We start from the raw sequence: 14,665 nt of genomic DNA on the forward strand, positions 1-14,665 counted from the left end.
CTCTACGGAATGCAGTGGTCTCGCGACGTGGCGTCAGCGCGAGCGGTCGAGCATCCTGCGCAGGTCCGTGGGGCGCACACCGCTGATGGGGACGGGCACGGGGGCCTCCCCCGGGCCACCCTGCACCGGGACGGCCACGGCCCCCTCGCGCGCCACTCCGACCGGCCCGACCGGCCCGAACTCCCGGGCGAAGAGCGACTGCGCGTCCAGCGCGGCCTCGGCGACGTCCCCGTCCTCCCCCGGTCCCTCCAGGGGGTCCCCGGTGAACTCGACGAGACCGGCGAGGTCGGCGAGGTCGGCGAGCGCCGGGACGGTCGCCAGCTTCTCGACCGGGCCCAGCTCGCCGGCGGTCAGCTCGGCCCCGAGCTCGGCCACCGAGCGCGGCGCGCCGAGCAGGATGCCCTGGGCGACGGAGCAGCCGGCCTCCTGCAGCAGCAGGACCTGCTCGGTGCGCTCCACGCCCTCGGCGACGACACCCAGGTCGAGGGCGGCGCCGAGTTCGCAGAGGGTGCGGACCGCGGCGAGCGCGTCGGCCCCGTCGGGACCGTCGATCTCGGCGATCAGGGTGCGGTCCAGCTTGACGCCGTCCACCGGCAACTGCCGCAGCGGCGCGAGGGAGTGGTTGACGAGCACGTCGCTGTCGCCGTCGGGGCGCAGCGTGGCGAAGTCGTCGAGGAGGATCCGCGCCCCGGTGGCGCGCAGCTTCTTGAGCCGCGCGGCGAGCATGTCCGGGTCCTCGCCGAGCAGGTCGGCGGGGATGTCCAGCACGAGGGCCGTGGGGTCCAGCGACGCTGCGGTGAGGGCGTTGCGGACGTCGTCGGACACCCCGCGGGTCATGACGTGGGCGGCGGAGAGGTTGACGGTGATGGAGAGGTCGGGGACCTGCTCGCGCCAGGCGGCGGCCTGGGCGCACGCGGTCCGCAGGACCCAGCGCCAGAGCTCCTCCACGGCCGGGGAGCGTTCGGCGCCGGCCAGGAACGCACCCGGTTCGAGCAGCCCGCGGGTGCGGTGGCGCCAGCGCAGCAGCGCCTCGGCCCCGACGACCGCCCCGTCGCCGAGACGGACGATGGGCTGGTAGGCGAGTTCGAACTCGTCGTCGCCGACCGCGCGCAGCAGGTCGTGCTCGAGCTGGCTGCGCAGGCGGTCGGCGTCGTGCATGTCGGCCTCGAAGAGGACGACGCGGCCGGCCACGACCCCTTCCCGGGCGCTCTGGCTCGTGTCGGAGGAGCCCGTGCCCAGGGCGTGGGACTCCGCCTTGGCCCGGTACATGGCGCTGTCGGCGCGGCGCAGCATCTCGGCGGCACCGACGCCGGGTTCGGCCACCGCGATGCCGATGCTGGCGCCGACGCGGACCGACTGCCCGTGGGTCTCCAGGGGCTGGGACACGTCGGCCTGCACGCGGGCGGCGATGCGGGCCGCGGCGCGGGCCGGTTCGACGTCGCGGACGACGAGGGCGAACTCGTCGCCGCCGAGGCGGGCGGCGAGGTCGTCGCCGCGCAGGCAGCGGCGCAGGCGGCGCGCGATGCGGGAGAGGACCTCGTCGCCGGCGGCGTGGCCGAGGGTGTCGTTGATCTTCTTGAACCCGTTGAGGTCCACGAAGAGCACCGCGGTGCCGATGCCGTCGGACTCGGTGACGCGCAGCGAGACCTCGAGGTGGCGCAGCAGCGTGGCCCGGTTGGGCAGGTTGGTGAGGGAGTCCGAGGACGCGGCCTCGACGGCGCGGACGGTGTCCGCGTGGCTCAGCGCCATGCTGGCGTGCTCGGCGAAGGCGCGCAGGACGGTCGCGCCGACGGGGTCGAGCGGGCCGCTGGCGAGGGTGTCGAGGACGAGGGCGCCGACGCTGCGGCCGTTGATGTGCACGGCCGCCGCGGCGGGGACGTGCGCGTCGCCGGTGGCGACGCCGAAACCGCCGAGCGCGCTCGTCGCGGCGAGGGCGAGCTCGGGGGCGAGCTGCGGGTCGCCGACGGCCGCGACGACGCGCATCTGCATCTGCGAGCGCGGGTCGGCGAGCACCAGCGTGACGGCGCGGCCGTCCATGAGTTCCGAGGAGCTCGTGGCGATCTGGACCAGCAGCTCCGGCAGGGGCCGACGGCTGGAGACGGCGCGCTGGAAGCGGACCGAGGTGGTCAGGACCTGCTCGCGCTGGCGCAGGGCCTGCTGCAGCCGGTTGCGCTCGGCCACGCCCTGCGCGCCCTGCTGGCGGTGCCAGCGCTCCCGTTCGCGTCCGTGGCGGCCCAGGACGACGAGCCCGAGGACGCGGGCCACGAGGGTGGCGGTGGCGAGGACGCCCTCGGGGGTCTCGGTGTCCTCCGCCCACCCGACGACGATGTGCACGCCCGCGAGGGCCGGCACCTCGACGACGGTGGTGCGGACCCGGCCGAGGCCGGGGACGGCGAAGGACCCGCCCCCGTCGCGGACCACGCGGGCGAGACCGCGTTCGGGCAGGAAGCGCTGACCGAGGCCGACCCCGCCGTGCACGTGGGCGCCCTCGCAGACGGCGACGACGTCGGCATCGACGAGGTCGGCGACGAGGGCGGCGCAACGGTTGAGGACGTCGCGTTCGCTGGCCCCGGCGCTGAGCTCCGTCAGGACGTGCTCGAGCAACGTGCTGGCGTGCCCGAGCTGTTCGGGCGAGAGAGCGGCGACGTCCACGTCAGGTGCTTCGGCCTGCGGGGACGTGATGTTGAGGCGGGGAGGGGGTCAGTGACCCGAACGCCTCAACGCGCCGGCCAGGGCGGGCGCCAGGTCACCGGGGCCGAGCACGACGACGTCGTCGAGGCCCAGCCAGCGGGCGAGGTCACCCAGTTCGGCGGCGAGCTCCTCGGCCGTCTCGGGCGGCGCGTCGGGTTCGGCCCACGCGGCCTCGACGCGCAGCACGCCGCTGCCGCCGCGGTCGGCCTTGAGGTCCACCCGGCCGACGATGTCCTCGCCCAGCAGGAAGGGCAGCACGTAGTAGCCGTGGACGCGCTTCTCGCGCGGGACGTAGAACTCCAGTCGCACGGTGACGCCGAAGACCTCCTCGGTGCGGGCGCGGTGCCAGACCAGGGGGTCGAACGGCGTGAGCAGGGCCCGGGCGCGGACCCGCGGCGTCGGGGTGGCGGGGAGGCGGTAGGCGGGTCGGTGGACGGCCCAGCCGCGGACCCGGACGGGTTCCAGCTCACCGGCCTCCACGAGGTCGGCGACGGCTGCCTTCGACTGCTCCGGCCGGAGCCGGAAGTAGTCGCGCAGGCTGGCCTCGGTGGCCACCCCGGTGGCGCGCGCCGCGATCCGGACCAGCTCGCGGACGGCGTCGGCGGGATCGGGGACCGGCAGGGCCAGCACGGCGGGCGGCAGGACGCGCTCGGTGAGGTCGTAGCGGCGCTCGAACTGCTGGTTGCGGCCGGCGGCGGAGAGCCGGCCCGCGAAGAAGAGGTGCTCGCAGGCGCGTTTGACGTCCGACCAGTTCCAGCCCCAGTTGTCCCTGGGGCGGACGGCGCCGGGGGCCAGCTGCGCCTCGAGCACGCGCGCGGTGCTCGGGCCGTGCACGGCGAGGTGCTCGAGCACCGCCTCGAGCAGGTCGGGGCGTTCGTGGGCGATGCTGCGCACGCTGCCCCAGGCGTCGTCCGCGGCCCGGTCCATCCGCCAGCGGAGCAGCCGGTGGGTGGCGGGCGCGACGTAGCTGGCCTCGTGGGCCCAGTACTCCACCAGGCGACGGGGACCGCGGTTCGCCGCCCGGTCGAGGAGATCGGTGGCGTAGGGCCCGAGCCGAGAGAAGAAGGGGAGGTAGTGGCTGCGGCACAGCACGTTGACGCTGTCGATCTGGACGATCCCGAGCCGGTCCACGACGCGGGCGATCCCGGCCGCGGTGACGGTGGCGGGTCGGCGGCGGCTGAAGCCCTGGGCCGCGAGCGCCGCAAGCCGGGCCTGGCGCGCCGTGATCTCCTCCACCGGGACGGGGAGGGCGGCGGTCACGACAGTTCCACGATCTTCTCCCGCACGGCGTAGACGACGGCCTCCATCCGCGAGTGCAGCTGCAGCTTCTCGAGGATGTTGCGGACGTGGTTCTTGACGGTGTTCTCGCTGATGCCCAGGGCACCGGCGATCTCGCGGTTGGCCATCCCGCGCGCCAGCAGCCGCAGGACGTCGAGCTCGCGGGGCGAGAGCCGCGGTGCGCCGGGCAGCCCCAGGGCGCGTTCCTCGTCGCGGCGTCGCATGGCGTTGAACTCACCGAGGAGCAGCCCCGCCATCTTCGGGGTGATGAGCGACTGCCCGGTCATGACCGCGCGGATGGCGTCGGCGACCTCCTCGGCCGGGACGTCCTTGAGGAGGTAGCCGTTGGCCCCGGCGCGCACGGCCCCGAAGAGGTCGTCCTCCTCCTCCGAGGAGGTCAGCATGAGGATCTTCGTCGAGGGGGCGGCGGCCTTGATCTCGGCGCAGGCGTCGATCCCCGAGCGGCGCGGCATCCAGACGTCCATGAGGACGACATCGGGCAGCAGCTCCTCCACCCGGGCCAGCGCGTCGGCGCCGTCACCGGCCTCGCCGACGACGTCGATGTCGTCCTCGACGGAGAGGACCATCTGCAACCCGCGCCGGAACAGCGAGTGGTCGTCCACGACGACGACGCGGATCGCCTCGCCGCTCGTGCGTTCGCCCGGCTGGTCGGTCATCCTCGTCCGTTCCCCCTCCGCGTGCCGTTCTGCTCTCCGGCGATCTTGGCACGGGCAGCAGCGGGCGCCACTCCCCGCGGCGGGGAGTGGCGCCCTCTGCTGCGATCGGGACTCAGCGCATGGCGGCTGCCACGACGGCGGTCAGGGCGGCGTCACCGGTGCTGCGCCGGTCCGCGGATCCCGTCTCGAGCGGCGTGGTGCCGCCCTGCAGGTCGAGGTGGATCACGCCGTAGTCCCAACCGCGCCGGCGGTAGACCACGCTCGGGGAACTCGTGGCGGCGTCGACGAAGAGGTAGAAGTCGTGCCCGACGAGTTCCATCTCGTACAACGCCTGGTCCAGCGTCATCGGCTCGGCGTCGTGGGTCTTCTCGCGGATGACGACCGGCGAGGCGTCCTCGAGCGCCGCGTCGGAGCCGGACCCGACGGGTTCCGCGGTCGGGGGTTTCGTCCCGGCCATGACGGCGGGCGTCGGCACCGGCGAACCGTCCGCCACGGTGTGCTGCACCTGTTCCGCGAGCGGGCGGGCGGGGTCGAAGGAACCCGTCAGGACCTCGTCGGACAACCCGGCCGTCGCCTGGGCCACCGACGTCGGCCGGTGCCGGCCGTGGTGGACCTTGCGGCGGTCGCGCGCCCTGCGCAACCGTTCGAAGAGCTTCGTGGTCGCCAGGTCCAGTGCGGCGTAGGGATCGTCCGCGCAGGCTTCGGCCCGCACCACGGGTCCCTTGTCCCGCACCGTGATCTCGACGCGTTCGCAGTTGCTGGCCTGTCGACGGTTGTTCTCGTGGGAAACCTCGACGTCGATGCGCTGGGCGCGCGGGGCGAACTGGGTGACCTTCTCCAGCTTGTCCTCGACGTGGCGCCGGAACCTCTCCTTGACGTCGGTGTGCCGTCCGGTGACCACAACTTCCACGGGATGCCTCCCTCGTTCGAACTGGCGGCGCCGGCACGTGGGGCCGGCCCGCCTCGGACCGTCACCTCGTGCCGTGCACCACCCCCGGGGGGAGCGCACGGTGAGCGGGCAGCATCCGGCAGGACCGTGTCCCCCGGTGAGCGGGTCCGTCCTTGGACTCCGCCGGGGCGAGGGCCGACGCGAGGTCGGCCACGGTGCCGGTGAGGGCTGCCATGCAGACACGCTAGACCCCCTCCCCCTCCGGTGCCCAGGTGTGACGCGCGTTTCCCGGCGAACGCCCAGCGGATCCGCCCCCGCGGCTCAGGCCAGCGTCACGCAGAGCACGCCGATCACCCGGACACCCCCCGCCCGCAACGCCCGCACGGCCTCGGCCGCGGTGGCCGTGGTCGTCACGACGTCGTCGAGGACGACGCAGGGGCGGCCCGGGACGGGGCCGGCCAGCGCGAACGCCCCGGCGAGGTTGGCCCGGCGACCGGCCGCGTCGAGCTCGGTCTGGTCCGCCACCCGTCGCACCACCCGCAGCGACCGGGCCACCCCCACGTCGCGCCCCCGGCGGCGCGCGACCTCGGCGGTGCGGGCCGCGAGATCGGCGACGAGGTCGCCGCCCCGGGCGCGTCGGCTCGCACGACGCGTCGGGACGGGCACCAGGTCCAGCGGACCGCGCGGGACGAGGTCGTCGAGAGCAGGGGCCAGGGCTCCGGCGAGGCGACCGCGCAGTTCGGCCCGGCCCCGTTCCTTCACCGCCAGCAGGAGCTGGCGGGCGGGACCGTCGTGGGTGGCGCAGGCCCGGACCGGGATCCCGTCGGGCAGTTCCGAGCCGGCGCCGGCGCGCAACGCCCGTCCGCAGGGGACGCAGCAGACGGTGCCCGCCCGCCCGCACCCCGCGCAGTCGGCGGGCCAGACGAGGTCGGCGGCGGCGGTCAGGAACGAGGTCGCGGGGGGCACCGGCAGAGCATCACCTCCCCCGGCGGCACCCACCCGTGCCCGTCCACAGCTCCGCCCCGGCGGTGGGCCGGTCCGGGGCCTGTGGACAGCCGGACAGCCGCTCAGCCGGGGTAGGAGGGGTCCCGTCCGTCGGCGAGGACGATCCAGCTCGCACCGCTGCGGGTGAGGAGGCGGCCGTCGACGGTGCCGACGACGAGGTCGCGCTCGCTCCAGCCACCGGCGATCGTCACCGCCCCCGGCACGGCGGGCAGCCGGGTGCTGGGACCGGAGACCCGGACGAGCACCGGCACCGGGTCGCCGCCGGGCGGACGGGTCAGCACCACCAGCTCGTCGTCGACGAGCCAGGCGGCGTCGGCGACGTCGGCGACGCCGGGGACGAGGTCGGGCGTCCCGACGCCGAGGCGCAGCGGTTTCCCGCCGGCGTCGCGGACGATGCCGTGGACGCGCACGTGCACGGCTCCGGCGTCGTCGCGGCCCACCACCAGCAGCCGCGCGCCGTCCCGGGAGACCCGCACGGACACCAGGGCCCCCAGCCCGTCGGCGGGCGGTTCCACCGGCGCGGCGGGGGTCTGCGGGGTTCCCGTGGGGACGACGAGGGGAGGCTGCCCGGCCGTCGTCGGTGCGGTCCAGAGCCAGCCGAAGCGGTCGATCGAGGGCGGCACGAGACTGCCCTGACCGGTCACCGCGGGTTCCAGCTGACCGCCGGTGCGCTGGGTGCGGGCGACCTTCCCGGCGTCGGTGAGCACCGCGAAGACGCTGCCGTCGGCCGCGACCGCGGGGTGCGAGGCGGCACCGGCGGCCTCCAGCCCCGGCCCGGTGCCGGCGACGGCGCGCAGTTGGCTGCGGTCCCAGCGCGAGATCCCCTGCGGCCCCAGCGCCACCAGCCGGCTGTCGCTCGGTGCGCCGGCCCGCGGCACGTCGGTGCCGGCGGTCTCCGACCCGCGGCTCAGTTCCGCGCCGTCCACGCTGACCTGCACGTCGCCGACGGCGGGCAGGCCGGTGAGGCTGGCCCGCAGCTGGGCGAGCAGGACACCGCGCTGGGTGGGGTCGGCGTCCAGGGCGGTGTCGGTGAGGTCGACGGTCGCCGTCCCGGCCGCCACCGGGACCGTCCCCACCCGCAGTTCCGTGCCCACCGGCGCCCCGGAGTCGACCCCCGGGGCCAGCCACGCCGACGGTCCCGCCAGCAGCGCGCGGACGATCCGGGTGGCCGTGGAGGAGTCGTAGCCGAACCAGCGGACGTCGCCGACGAGCTGGGTGGCGGGCCCCGACGTCGCGAAGTACACCGGGAAGGGCCGCAGGGTGCGGGAGGCGTCGAGGGCGGTGATGACGACGCCGTCGCCGGGGTCGGTGACGCGCCACTGCCCCTCCTCCCGCACCAGGTTCAGCGAGCGGGTGTACGTCGAGGCCGGGGGTTGCTCGGCGTAGTGCCCGTCGGTGTCGACGAGGGCGTCGACGGGCGCGGTGACGGCGACGACGGCCGTGTCCGCGTCCTGGCGCAGCAGCGCGAGGTCGGGGCTGGTCGTGACGATGGTGGTCCCCGCGTCGGGGCGCCACGTCTGCGCCGCGCCGGCGTCGAGGAACTGCCGGGCGACCGCGTGGTCCTGTTCCGAGGAGGACGCGGCGAGCAGGAACCCCCGGACGACGTCGACGGCGGCGGCGTCCCTGACGGGACCGTCGGGGATGACCTGCAGCAGACCGATCCGGGGGTCGTCCTCGATGCGCTGACCGCTGACGACGTCGCTGGAGCGCGGCACCCCACCGCACCCGGCGAGGACGCCCGCGAGCGCCAGCGCCAGCGCGGCGCGGCGTCTCACGGGAGGCCCGGGGACGGGCGGGACCGTCCGGCGGTGAGCGCCGCGACGGGTTCGCGCCAGCCCAGCGGGACGACGGGCAGCGGGGAGGAGCGCAACGCCCGGCCGGCGGTGCGCGGAACGGTCAGGACGAAGTGGCACCCCTGCCCCGGGCGACCCCACACCTCCAGCCAGCCGCCGTGGAGGCGGGTGTCCTCCAGCGCGATCGCCAGCCCGAGCCCGCTGCCGCCGGTGGTGCGGGCGCGGGCGGGGTCGGCGCGCCAGAAGCGGTCGAAGACCCGCGGCAGCTGGGCCGGTTCGAGGCCGACCCCGTGGTCGCGGACGCCGATGGCGACGGCGTGCTCGTCGCAGACGACCGTGATCTCGATGGGCCGGGACTCCCCGTGCTCGAGGGCGTTGCCCAGCAGGTTGCGCAGGACCCGTTCGATGCGCCGGGAGTCGACCTCGGCGGTGCACGGGGAGGCCGGTTCGGAGAGCAGCACCTGCGAGCCGCGACGTTCGGCGAGGGTGGAGGCGAACTCCACGACGCGGTGCACCAGCGCCCGCACGTCCTGCGGGTCGGGTTCCAGCGCAGCGGCTCCGGCGTCGAAGCGGCTGATCTCGAGCAGGTCGGCGAGGAGGGAGTCGAACCGTTCGAGCTGGGTCAGCATGAGCTCGGAGGAACGCGCCACGGCGGGGTCGAAACCCGCGCGGGCGTCGTGCAGGACCTCCCCGGCCATCCGGATCGTCGTCAGCGGGGTGCGCAGCTCGTGGCTGACGTCGGAGACGAAGCGGCGCTGCACCCGGGAGAGTTCTTCGAGCTGCTCGATGTGCTGCTGCATCCCGGCGGCCATCTCGTTGAACGCCCGGGCCAGGCGGGCCAGGTCGTCGGTGCCGCGGACCCGCATGCGTTCGTCGAGGTGGCCGCCGGTGAGCCGTTCGGCGGTGCCGGCGGCCTCGCGGACGGGTTCGACGACCATCCGGGCGACGACCCAGGCGACGGCTCCGACGAGCAGCACGAGGGCGATGCCGCCGCCGACGAACGTCGTGCGCACCAGCGAGACGGTCGACTCCTCGCTGGCCAGGGAGTAGACGAAGTAGATCTCGTACTGCCCCGCCCGCGGCAGGGTGACGGTGGAGCCGACGACGAGGGACGGCGCGGTGCCCGCGTCGGGCAGGTCGACGATCTGCATCTGCTGGACGTCGGAGCCGACGACGGCCTCGCGCAGCGCCATCGGGACGTCACCGGCCTCCAGCCCCTCGGAGGCGATGTCGCGGACGATGACCTGCCCGCTGCCGCTGGTGTCCGGGGAGCCGATGGCGCGCAGCAGGACCACCCCGCGGACCCGGTCGGGACCGGCGCCCTCCAGCGAGGACACGACGTCGCCGGCGAGCTGCTCGACCTCGGCGGAGTTCGTGGTCGTGGAGGCGTCGAACTGCTGCTGCGCGGTCTGGGCGCTGCGGGCGGCGTCGGCGAGGGCGACCTCCTGGCGTTCCGCCACCAGCCCGTCGGCGATCCCGTCGAGCAGGAACGAGCCGACCCCGACGACGACGGCGAGCCCGAGCAGGGTGGTGAGGACGACGACCCGCAACTGCAGGGAGGCCCGCCAGCGGGCCAGCACCCGACCCATCAGAACCGACCCATCAGAACGGGCCCATCAGAGCGGACCGGCGCGGTACCCCACCCCGCGGACGGTCACCACGATCTCGGGGTGCTCGGGGTCGACCTCGATCTTGGAGCGCAACCGCTGGACGTGGACGTTCACGAGCCGGGTGTCGGCGGCGTGGCGGTAGCCCCAGACCTGCTCCAGCAGCAGCTCGCGGGTGAACGCCTGCCAGGGCTTGCGGGCCAGGGTGACCAGCAGTTCGAACTCCAGCGGGGTCAGCGGCAGGGACCGGCCGTCGCGACGCACGGAGTGCCCGGCGACGTCGATGGTCAGGTCGCCGATGCGCAGCGTCTCGGGCGGGCGGTCGCCGGCGGAACGCAACCGCGCCCGCACCCGGGCCACGAGTTCCTTGGGCTTGAACGGCTTGACGACGTAGTCGTCGGCGCCGGCCTCGAGCCCGAGCACGACGTCGACGGTGTCGCTCTTCGCCGTGAGCATGACGATGGGCACGCCCGACTCGGCGCGGATCTGGCGGCAGACCTCCATGCCGTCCGTCCCGGGAAGCATCAGGTCCAGCAGCACCAGGTCGGGCCGCGTGGCCCGGAAGGCGCCCAGCGCCTCGTCCCCGTTCGCGCAGAAGCGGGTCTCCAACCCTTCGCCCTGCAGCACGATCCCCAGCATCTCGGCCAGCGCGGTGTCGTCGTCCACCACGAGGACACGTCCCCTCATGGGGTCATCTTGCCCGTACAGCACGCGATCGGGGCTGATCACCACGCCGTGACCGCGCTCGGCGCCCGTCCTCTGGCAGCATGGGCCACCGGCAACGGGTGGATCTTGGCGGTACGGGGGCGTACGGGCGATGGGGACGGACCAGTGGCAACGGCCGGACGAGGGCACTCCGGACCCGGCCGGGCCCACGGGCTGGGGACAGCCGCAGCCGGGCCCGACCGGTGCACCGCCGCCCGCCTGGGACCGCCCGAGCGCCCCCCGGCCGGGGATCGTGCCGCTGCGACCGCTGGGCCTGGGTGAGATCTGGGACGGCGCGTTCCGCGCCTTCCGGCAGAACCCGCGGGTGATGGTGGGGCTCTCCGCGATCGTCGTGGTCATCACCTCGGTCGTGACGCTGGTCGCCAGCTACGTCACCACCCGCGACCTCGTCGGGGCGATGAACCGGTTCGAGGCCGCCGACGGTTCCTTCGACGACCTCTTCTCCTCCGTCCAGCGCGGGGTGCCGCTGCTGCTCTTCAGCACCGTGCTGCAGTCGGTGGCGGTCCTCGTCCTCAACGGGATGCTCATCGTCAGCGTGAGCCGCGCGGTGCTCGGGCGCACGATCGGGTTCGGGGAGCTGTGGCGCACCTGCGCCCGCCGGATCCTGCCCCTCGTCGGGCTGTCGCTCGTGATCACCCTCGGCACGCTCGTGGTCGGCGCGGTCGCCCTGGCGCCGGGGGCGCTGCTCGTCTGGCAGGCCGACTCCACGACCGTCACCGGGATCGGCGTGGCCGCCCTGCTGCTCGGTCTGCTCGCCTGGCTGGTCGTCGGTGCGTTCCTGTGGGTGAAGTGGTCGATGGCCACCCCGGCGATGCTGCTGGAGGACCTCGGGATCCGGGCGGCCCTGACGCGTTCGTACCGCCTCACCGCCCGCACGTTCTGGCGGACGTTCGGGATCCTGCTGCTCACCGCGGTCGTGGTCTACGCGGTGGTGGCGGCCGTGTCGGTGCCGTTCAGCGCCGTCGGGCAGGTCGTGGCGGTCGCCGTCGGCGACACCGGGACGTGGGGGCTCGCGCTGAGCCAGACCGTCTCCACCCTCGGCTCGGTGATCGGCAGCGTCGTCGCCTACCCCTTCCTCGCCTCGGTGACCGCCCTGGTCTACGTGGACCTGCGGATGCGCCGCGAGGGCCTCGACGTCGAACTGCACCGGGCCAGCGGCCGGTGACCCTCCTCGCCGGGGTCCCGCTCGACCCCGACCGCGCCCAGGGCCGGGAGTGGCTGGCGCGCGAGCTCGCCGGTCCGGAGTACCGCGAGGCGCAGGGGTCCTGGCTGGCGCGGGCGTGGGCCTGGTTGCAGGACTGGCTCTCGCAGGTGCGGGTGCCGGGTCTGGGCACGAACTGGACCGCCGTCGTCGTGGTCGTGCTGCTGCTGGCGGCCGTCGTCGCGGTGGTCTTCCTCGTCGGGGGTCCGCTGCGGCGCAGCGCCCGCCAGCGCGAACCCGACGCGGTCTTCGACGCCGGTCCCGAACCGTCGGCCACCCACTTCGCCCGCGCCGACGCCGCGGCCACCGCGGGCGACTGGGACCTCGCCGTCGCCGAACGCTTCCGCGGTCTGGTCCGCTCGCTGGAGGAACGGACGATCATCGACTCCCGCGCCGGGCGGACCGCCGGCGAGATCGCCGGGCAGGCCGGGGCCACGCTGCCCGACTGCGCCGGGGCCCTGACCCGGGCCGCGCGGACCTTCGACGACATCCGCTACGGCGGCCGCAGCGCCGGGGCCGCGACGAACGAGGACCTGCGGGCCGTGGTCGCCGCCGTCGCGGCCGCACGGCCGGTGGTCGCGGCGTGAGCGCGCTCGGGTTCGAGACCCGCAGCGCGCAACCCGAGGTGGGCGGGGCGTGGCGCCGCTGGCGCGGGATCGTCGCCCTCGGGGTGGTCGTCGTCGCGGTCGTGCTGCTGCTGAGCCTGCTCACGCCGCGCACCAGCGAGGAGGCCCTCGCCCCGGACTCCGTCTCCCCCAGCGGTGCCCGTGCGCTCGCGCGGGTCCTGCAGGACCAGGGCGTGACCCTCACGCAGGCCCGGTCCTTCGACGCCGCGACCCGGGCCCTCGACGAGAACCGGACCGGCGGGGTGACGCTGCTGGTCACCGACCCCGACCTGCTCTCCGCGCAGCGCCTGCAGGTGCTGCTCGCCTCGGGCGCGGACCTCGTGCTGCTGCGGCCCAGCGACGACACGCTGGAGGCGCTGACCCCCGACGTGCGCGGGACGGGCTCGGAGGCGGCACTGGACCGCGACCCGGGGTGCACCGTGGCCGCGGCCGTGGCGGCCGGACGGGCCCGCGCGGGCGGGCTGACCTACGCGACGGAGGGCGACGCGCGCTCCTGCTACGGCGGGTCCTACGTGCGCGTCGAGTCCGGGGTCGGCGGGTCGGAGGCCTCGCTGACCGTCCTGGGCCAGCCGGCGCTGCTCACCAACCGCTGGGCCGACCGCGAGGGCAACGGGACGCTGGCGCTGCGCACGCTCGGCGCCGACCCGTCCCTCGTCTGGTACCTGCCGGACCCGCTGGACACCGACTCCCCGACCGTGCCGCTGCTGAACCTGGTCCCGCGCTGGCTCGCCCCGGCGATCGCGCTGCTGCTCCTCGCGACCCTCGTGGGGCTGTTCTGGCGCGGACGACGGCTGGGTCGCCTGGTGGGCGAACCGCTGCCCGTCGTCGTCCGCGCGGCCGAGACCGTCGAAGGCCACGGCCGGCTCTACGCGAGCGCCGGGGCCTCGGGCCGGGCCGCGGACGTCCTGCGCGGCGCGACCACCCGCCGGCTGCGCGCCGCGGTGGGCCTGGACCCGCAGGCCCCCGTGCACGACGTGGCCGACCAGGTCGCGTGGCTGACCGGACGACCCGCGACCGGCGTGCAGGAACTGCTGGCCGGGACCTCCCCGCGCGACGACCCCGCGCTGGTCCGGCTGGCCCTCGAACTGGACACCCTGGAGGACGACGTGCGCGGATCCACCCCGAGGAAGGCCGAGAAGTGAGCGAACCGGAAACCCCCGAGACGGCAACACCCGTGGCCCGTGCGAGCGAGGGCCCCGAGGTCGAGGACGCCCGGCAGGCGCTGCGGGCGGTCCGCCAGGAGGTCGCCAAGGCCGTCGTCGGTCAGGACGCCGCCGTCACCGGGCTGGTGATCGCCGTCCTCTGCCGCGGCCACGTGCTGCTCGAAGGCGTTCCGGGCGTGGCGAAGACGCTGCTGGTGCGGACGTTGTCGGCCGCTCTCGCCCTCGACACCAAGCGCGTGCAGTTCACCCCGGACCTGATGCCCGGCGACGTCACCGGGTCGCTGGTCTACGACGCGCAGAGCTCGCGGTTCTCCTTCCGCGAGGGCCCGGTGTTCACCAACATCCTGCTCGCCGACGAGATCAACCGGACCCCGCCGAAGACGCAGGCCTCCCTCCTGGAGGCGATGGAGGAGAAGCAGGTCTCCGTCGAGGGCGAGGCCCGTCCGCTGCCCGACCCGTTCATCGTCGCCGCCACCCAGAACCCGGTGGAGTACGAGGGCACCTACCCGCTGCCCGAGGCGCAGCTGGACCGGTTCCTGCTGAAGCTGACCCTGCCGCTTCCCCCGCGGGAGGACGAGATCGAGGTCCTGGTGCGCCACGCCACGGGGTTCGACCCGCGCGACCTGGCCGCCGCCGGGGTCCGGGCCGTCGCGACCCGGGAGCAGCTCGCGATCGCGGCCGCCGCCGTGCGCCGGGTGCAGTGCTCGCGCGAGGTCCTCGGCTACGTCGTCGACGTCTGCCGGGCCACCCGCAGCTCGCCGTCGCTGGCGCTGGGCGTCTCCCCCCGCGGGGCGACGGCGCTGCTGGCGACGGCGCGGGCCTGGGCGTGGCTGTCGGGCCGGGACTACGTCTCCCCCGACGACGTGAAGGCGCTCGCCCGCCCGACGCTGCGCCACCGCGTGCAGCTGCGCCCCGAGGCCGAGCTGGACGGGGTGAGTGTCGACGCCGTCCTGGACTCGGTGCTCGGCTCCGTCCCCGTCCCCCGCTGATCGGGCCGTGACGTGGGGTT

General features: G+C 75.1%; 13 protein-coding genes. 4 read left to right on the plus strand and 9 right to left on the minus strand.

What is annotated here, in order from left to right:
- Nucleotides 1-33 precede the first annotated feature (33 nt).
- The 9 genes from SJY07_RS06970 to mtrA form a co-directional block, all read right to left on the minus strand.
- Nucleotides 34-2,652: a putative bifunctional diguanylate cyclase/phosphodiesterase gene (locus tag SJY07_RS06970; RefSeq protein WP_380157971.1), complete on the minus strand. Its 2,619-nt coding sequence runs from the start codon at nucleotides 2,650-2,652 to the stop codon at nucleotides 34-36.
- Between the two features lie 48 nt (nucleotides 2,653-2,700).
- Entirely contained in the window at nucleotides 2,701-3,951 is a 1,251-nt protein-coding gene (locus SJY07_RS06975; protein WP_380157973.1) for a winged helix-turn-helix domain-containing protein, read from the minus strand.
- Nucleotides 3,948-4,646: a response regulator transcription factor gene (locus SJY07_RS06980; protein WP_328294976.1), complete on the minus strand. Its 699-nt coding sequence runs from the start codon at nucleotides 4,644-4,646 to the stop codon at nucleotides 3,948-3,950. Before SJY07_RS06980 ends, SJY07_RS06975 begins: the two co-directional genes overlap by 4 nt.
- Nucleotides 4,647-4,758: 112 nt before the next feature.
- Complete coding sequence (hpf, locus tag SJY07_RS06985) at nucleotides 4,759-5,556, minus strand: ribosome hibernation-promoting factor, HPF/YfiA family (RefSeq protein WP_380157976.1); 798 nt, start codon at nucleotides 5,554-5,556, stop codon at nucleotides 4,759-4,761.
- A 61-nt stretch (nucleotides 5,557-5,617) separates the two neighbouring features.
- On the minus strand, nucleotides 5,618-5,770 hold the full coding sequence (locus tag SJY07_RS06990) for a hypothetical protein (RefSeq protein WP_380157977.1): 153 nt from the start codon (nucleotides 5,768-5,770) through the stop codon (nucleotides 5,618-5,620).
- An 86-nt stretch (nucleotides 5,771-5,856) separates the two neighbouring features.
- On the minus strand, nucleotides 5,857-6,501 hold the full coding sequence (locus SJY07_RS06995) for a ComF family protein (RefSeq protein ID WP_380157978.1): 645 nt from the start codon (nucleotides 6,499-6,501) through the stop codon (nucleotides 5,857-5,859).
- Between the two features lie 101 nt (nucleotides 6,502-6,602).
- Nucleotides 6,603-8,315: an LpqB family beta-propeller domain-containing protein gene (locus SJY07_RS07000; protein ID WP_380157980.1), complete on the minus strand. Its 1,713-nt coding sequence runs from the start codon at nucleotides 8,313-8,315 to the stop codon at nucleotides 6,603-6,605.
- Nucleotides 8,312-9,922, minus strand: a complete 1,611-nt coding sequence (gene mtrB, locus SJY07_RS07005) for an MtrAB system histidine kinase MtrB (RefSeq protein ID WP_380157982.1) — start codon at nucleotides 9,920-9,922, stop codon at nucleotides 8,312-8,314. Before mtrB ends, SJY07_RS07000 begins: the two co-directional genes overlap by 4 nt.
- A 27-nt stretch (nucleotides 9,923-9,949) precedes the next feature.
- On the minus strand, nucleotides 9,950-10,627 hold the full coding sequence (gene mtrA, locus SJY07_RS07010; RefSeq protein ID WP_380157984.1) for an MtrAB system response regulator MtrA: 678 nt from the start codon (nucleotides 10,625-10,627) through the stop codon (nucleotides 9,950-9,952).
- 130 nt (nucleotides 10,628-10,757) lie between these two features.
- Between mtrA and SJY07_RS07015 the strand changes: the two genes are divergently transcribed.
- From SJY07_RS07015 to SJY07_RS07030, 4 genes are read left to right on the plus strand one after another with little or no spacing between them, the layout of a single operon-like run.
- Entirely contained in the window at nucleotides 10,758-11,831 is a 1,074-nt protein-coding gene (locus SJY07_RS07015) for a glycerophosphoryl diester phosphodiesterase membrane domain-containing protein (RefSeq protein ID WP_380157986.1), read from the plus strand.
- Nucleotides 11,828-12,454 (plus strand): DUF4129 domain-containing protein, encoded by a 627-nt coding sequence (locus SJY07_RS07020; RefSeq protein WP_328294968.1) that lies wholly within the window; start codon nucleotides 11,828-11,830, stop codon nucleotides 12,452-12,454. Before SJY07_RS07015 ends, SJY07_RS07020 begins: the two co-directional genes overlap by 4 nt.
- Nucleotides 12,451-13,635, plus strand: coding sequence for a DUF4350 domain-containing protein (locus SJY07_RS07025; RefSeq protein ID WP_380157989.1), 1,185 nt, complete (start codon nucleotides 12,451-12,453; stop codon nucleotides 13,633-13,635). The genes SJY07_RS07020 and SJY07_RS07025 overlap by 4 nt, the downstream gene beginning before the upstream one ends.
- A 32-nt stretch (nucleotides 13,636-13,667) precedes the next feature.
- Nucleotides 13,668-14,645 (plus strand): AAA family ATPase, encoded by a 978-nt coding sequence (locus tag SJY07_RS07030; RefSeq protein WP_380162204.1) that lies wholly within the window; start codon nucleotides 13,668-13,670, stop codon nucleotides 14,643-14,645.
- Nucleotides 14,646-14,665: the final 20 nt, after the last annotated feature.

Origin of the sequence: Kineococcus sp. R86509, from assembly GCF_042466365.1 — a bacterium.
Taxonomy (GTDB): domain Bacteria; phylum Actinomycetota; class Actinomycetes; order Actinomycetales; family Kineococcaceae; genus Kineococcus.

Coding starts and splice junctions, on each gene's coding strand:
- SJY07_RS06980 (WP_328294976.1), bottom strand. CDS start 4,646: ATGACCGACCAGCCGGGCGAACGCACGAGCGGCGAGGCGATCCGCGTC.
- SJY07_RS06990 (WP_380157977.1), bottom strand. CDS start 5,770: ATGGCAGCCCTCACCGGCACCGTGGCCGACCTCGCGTCGGCCCTCGCC.
- mtrB (WP_380157982.1), bottom strand. CDS start 9,922: ATGGGTCGGGTGCTGGCCCGCTGGCGGGCCTCCCTGCAGTTGCGGGTC.
- mtrA (WP_380157984.1), bottom strand. CDS start 10,627: ATGAGGGGACGTGTCCTCGTGGTGGACGACGACACCGCGCTGGCCGAG.
- SJY07_RS07015 (WP_380157986.1), top strand. CDS start 10,758: ATGGGGACGGACCAGTGGCAACGGCCGGACGAGGGCACTCCGGACCCG.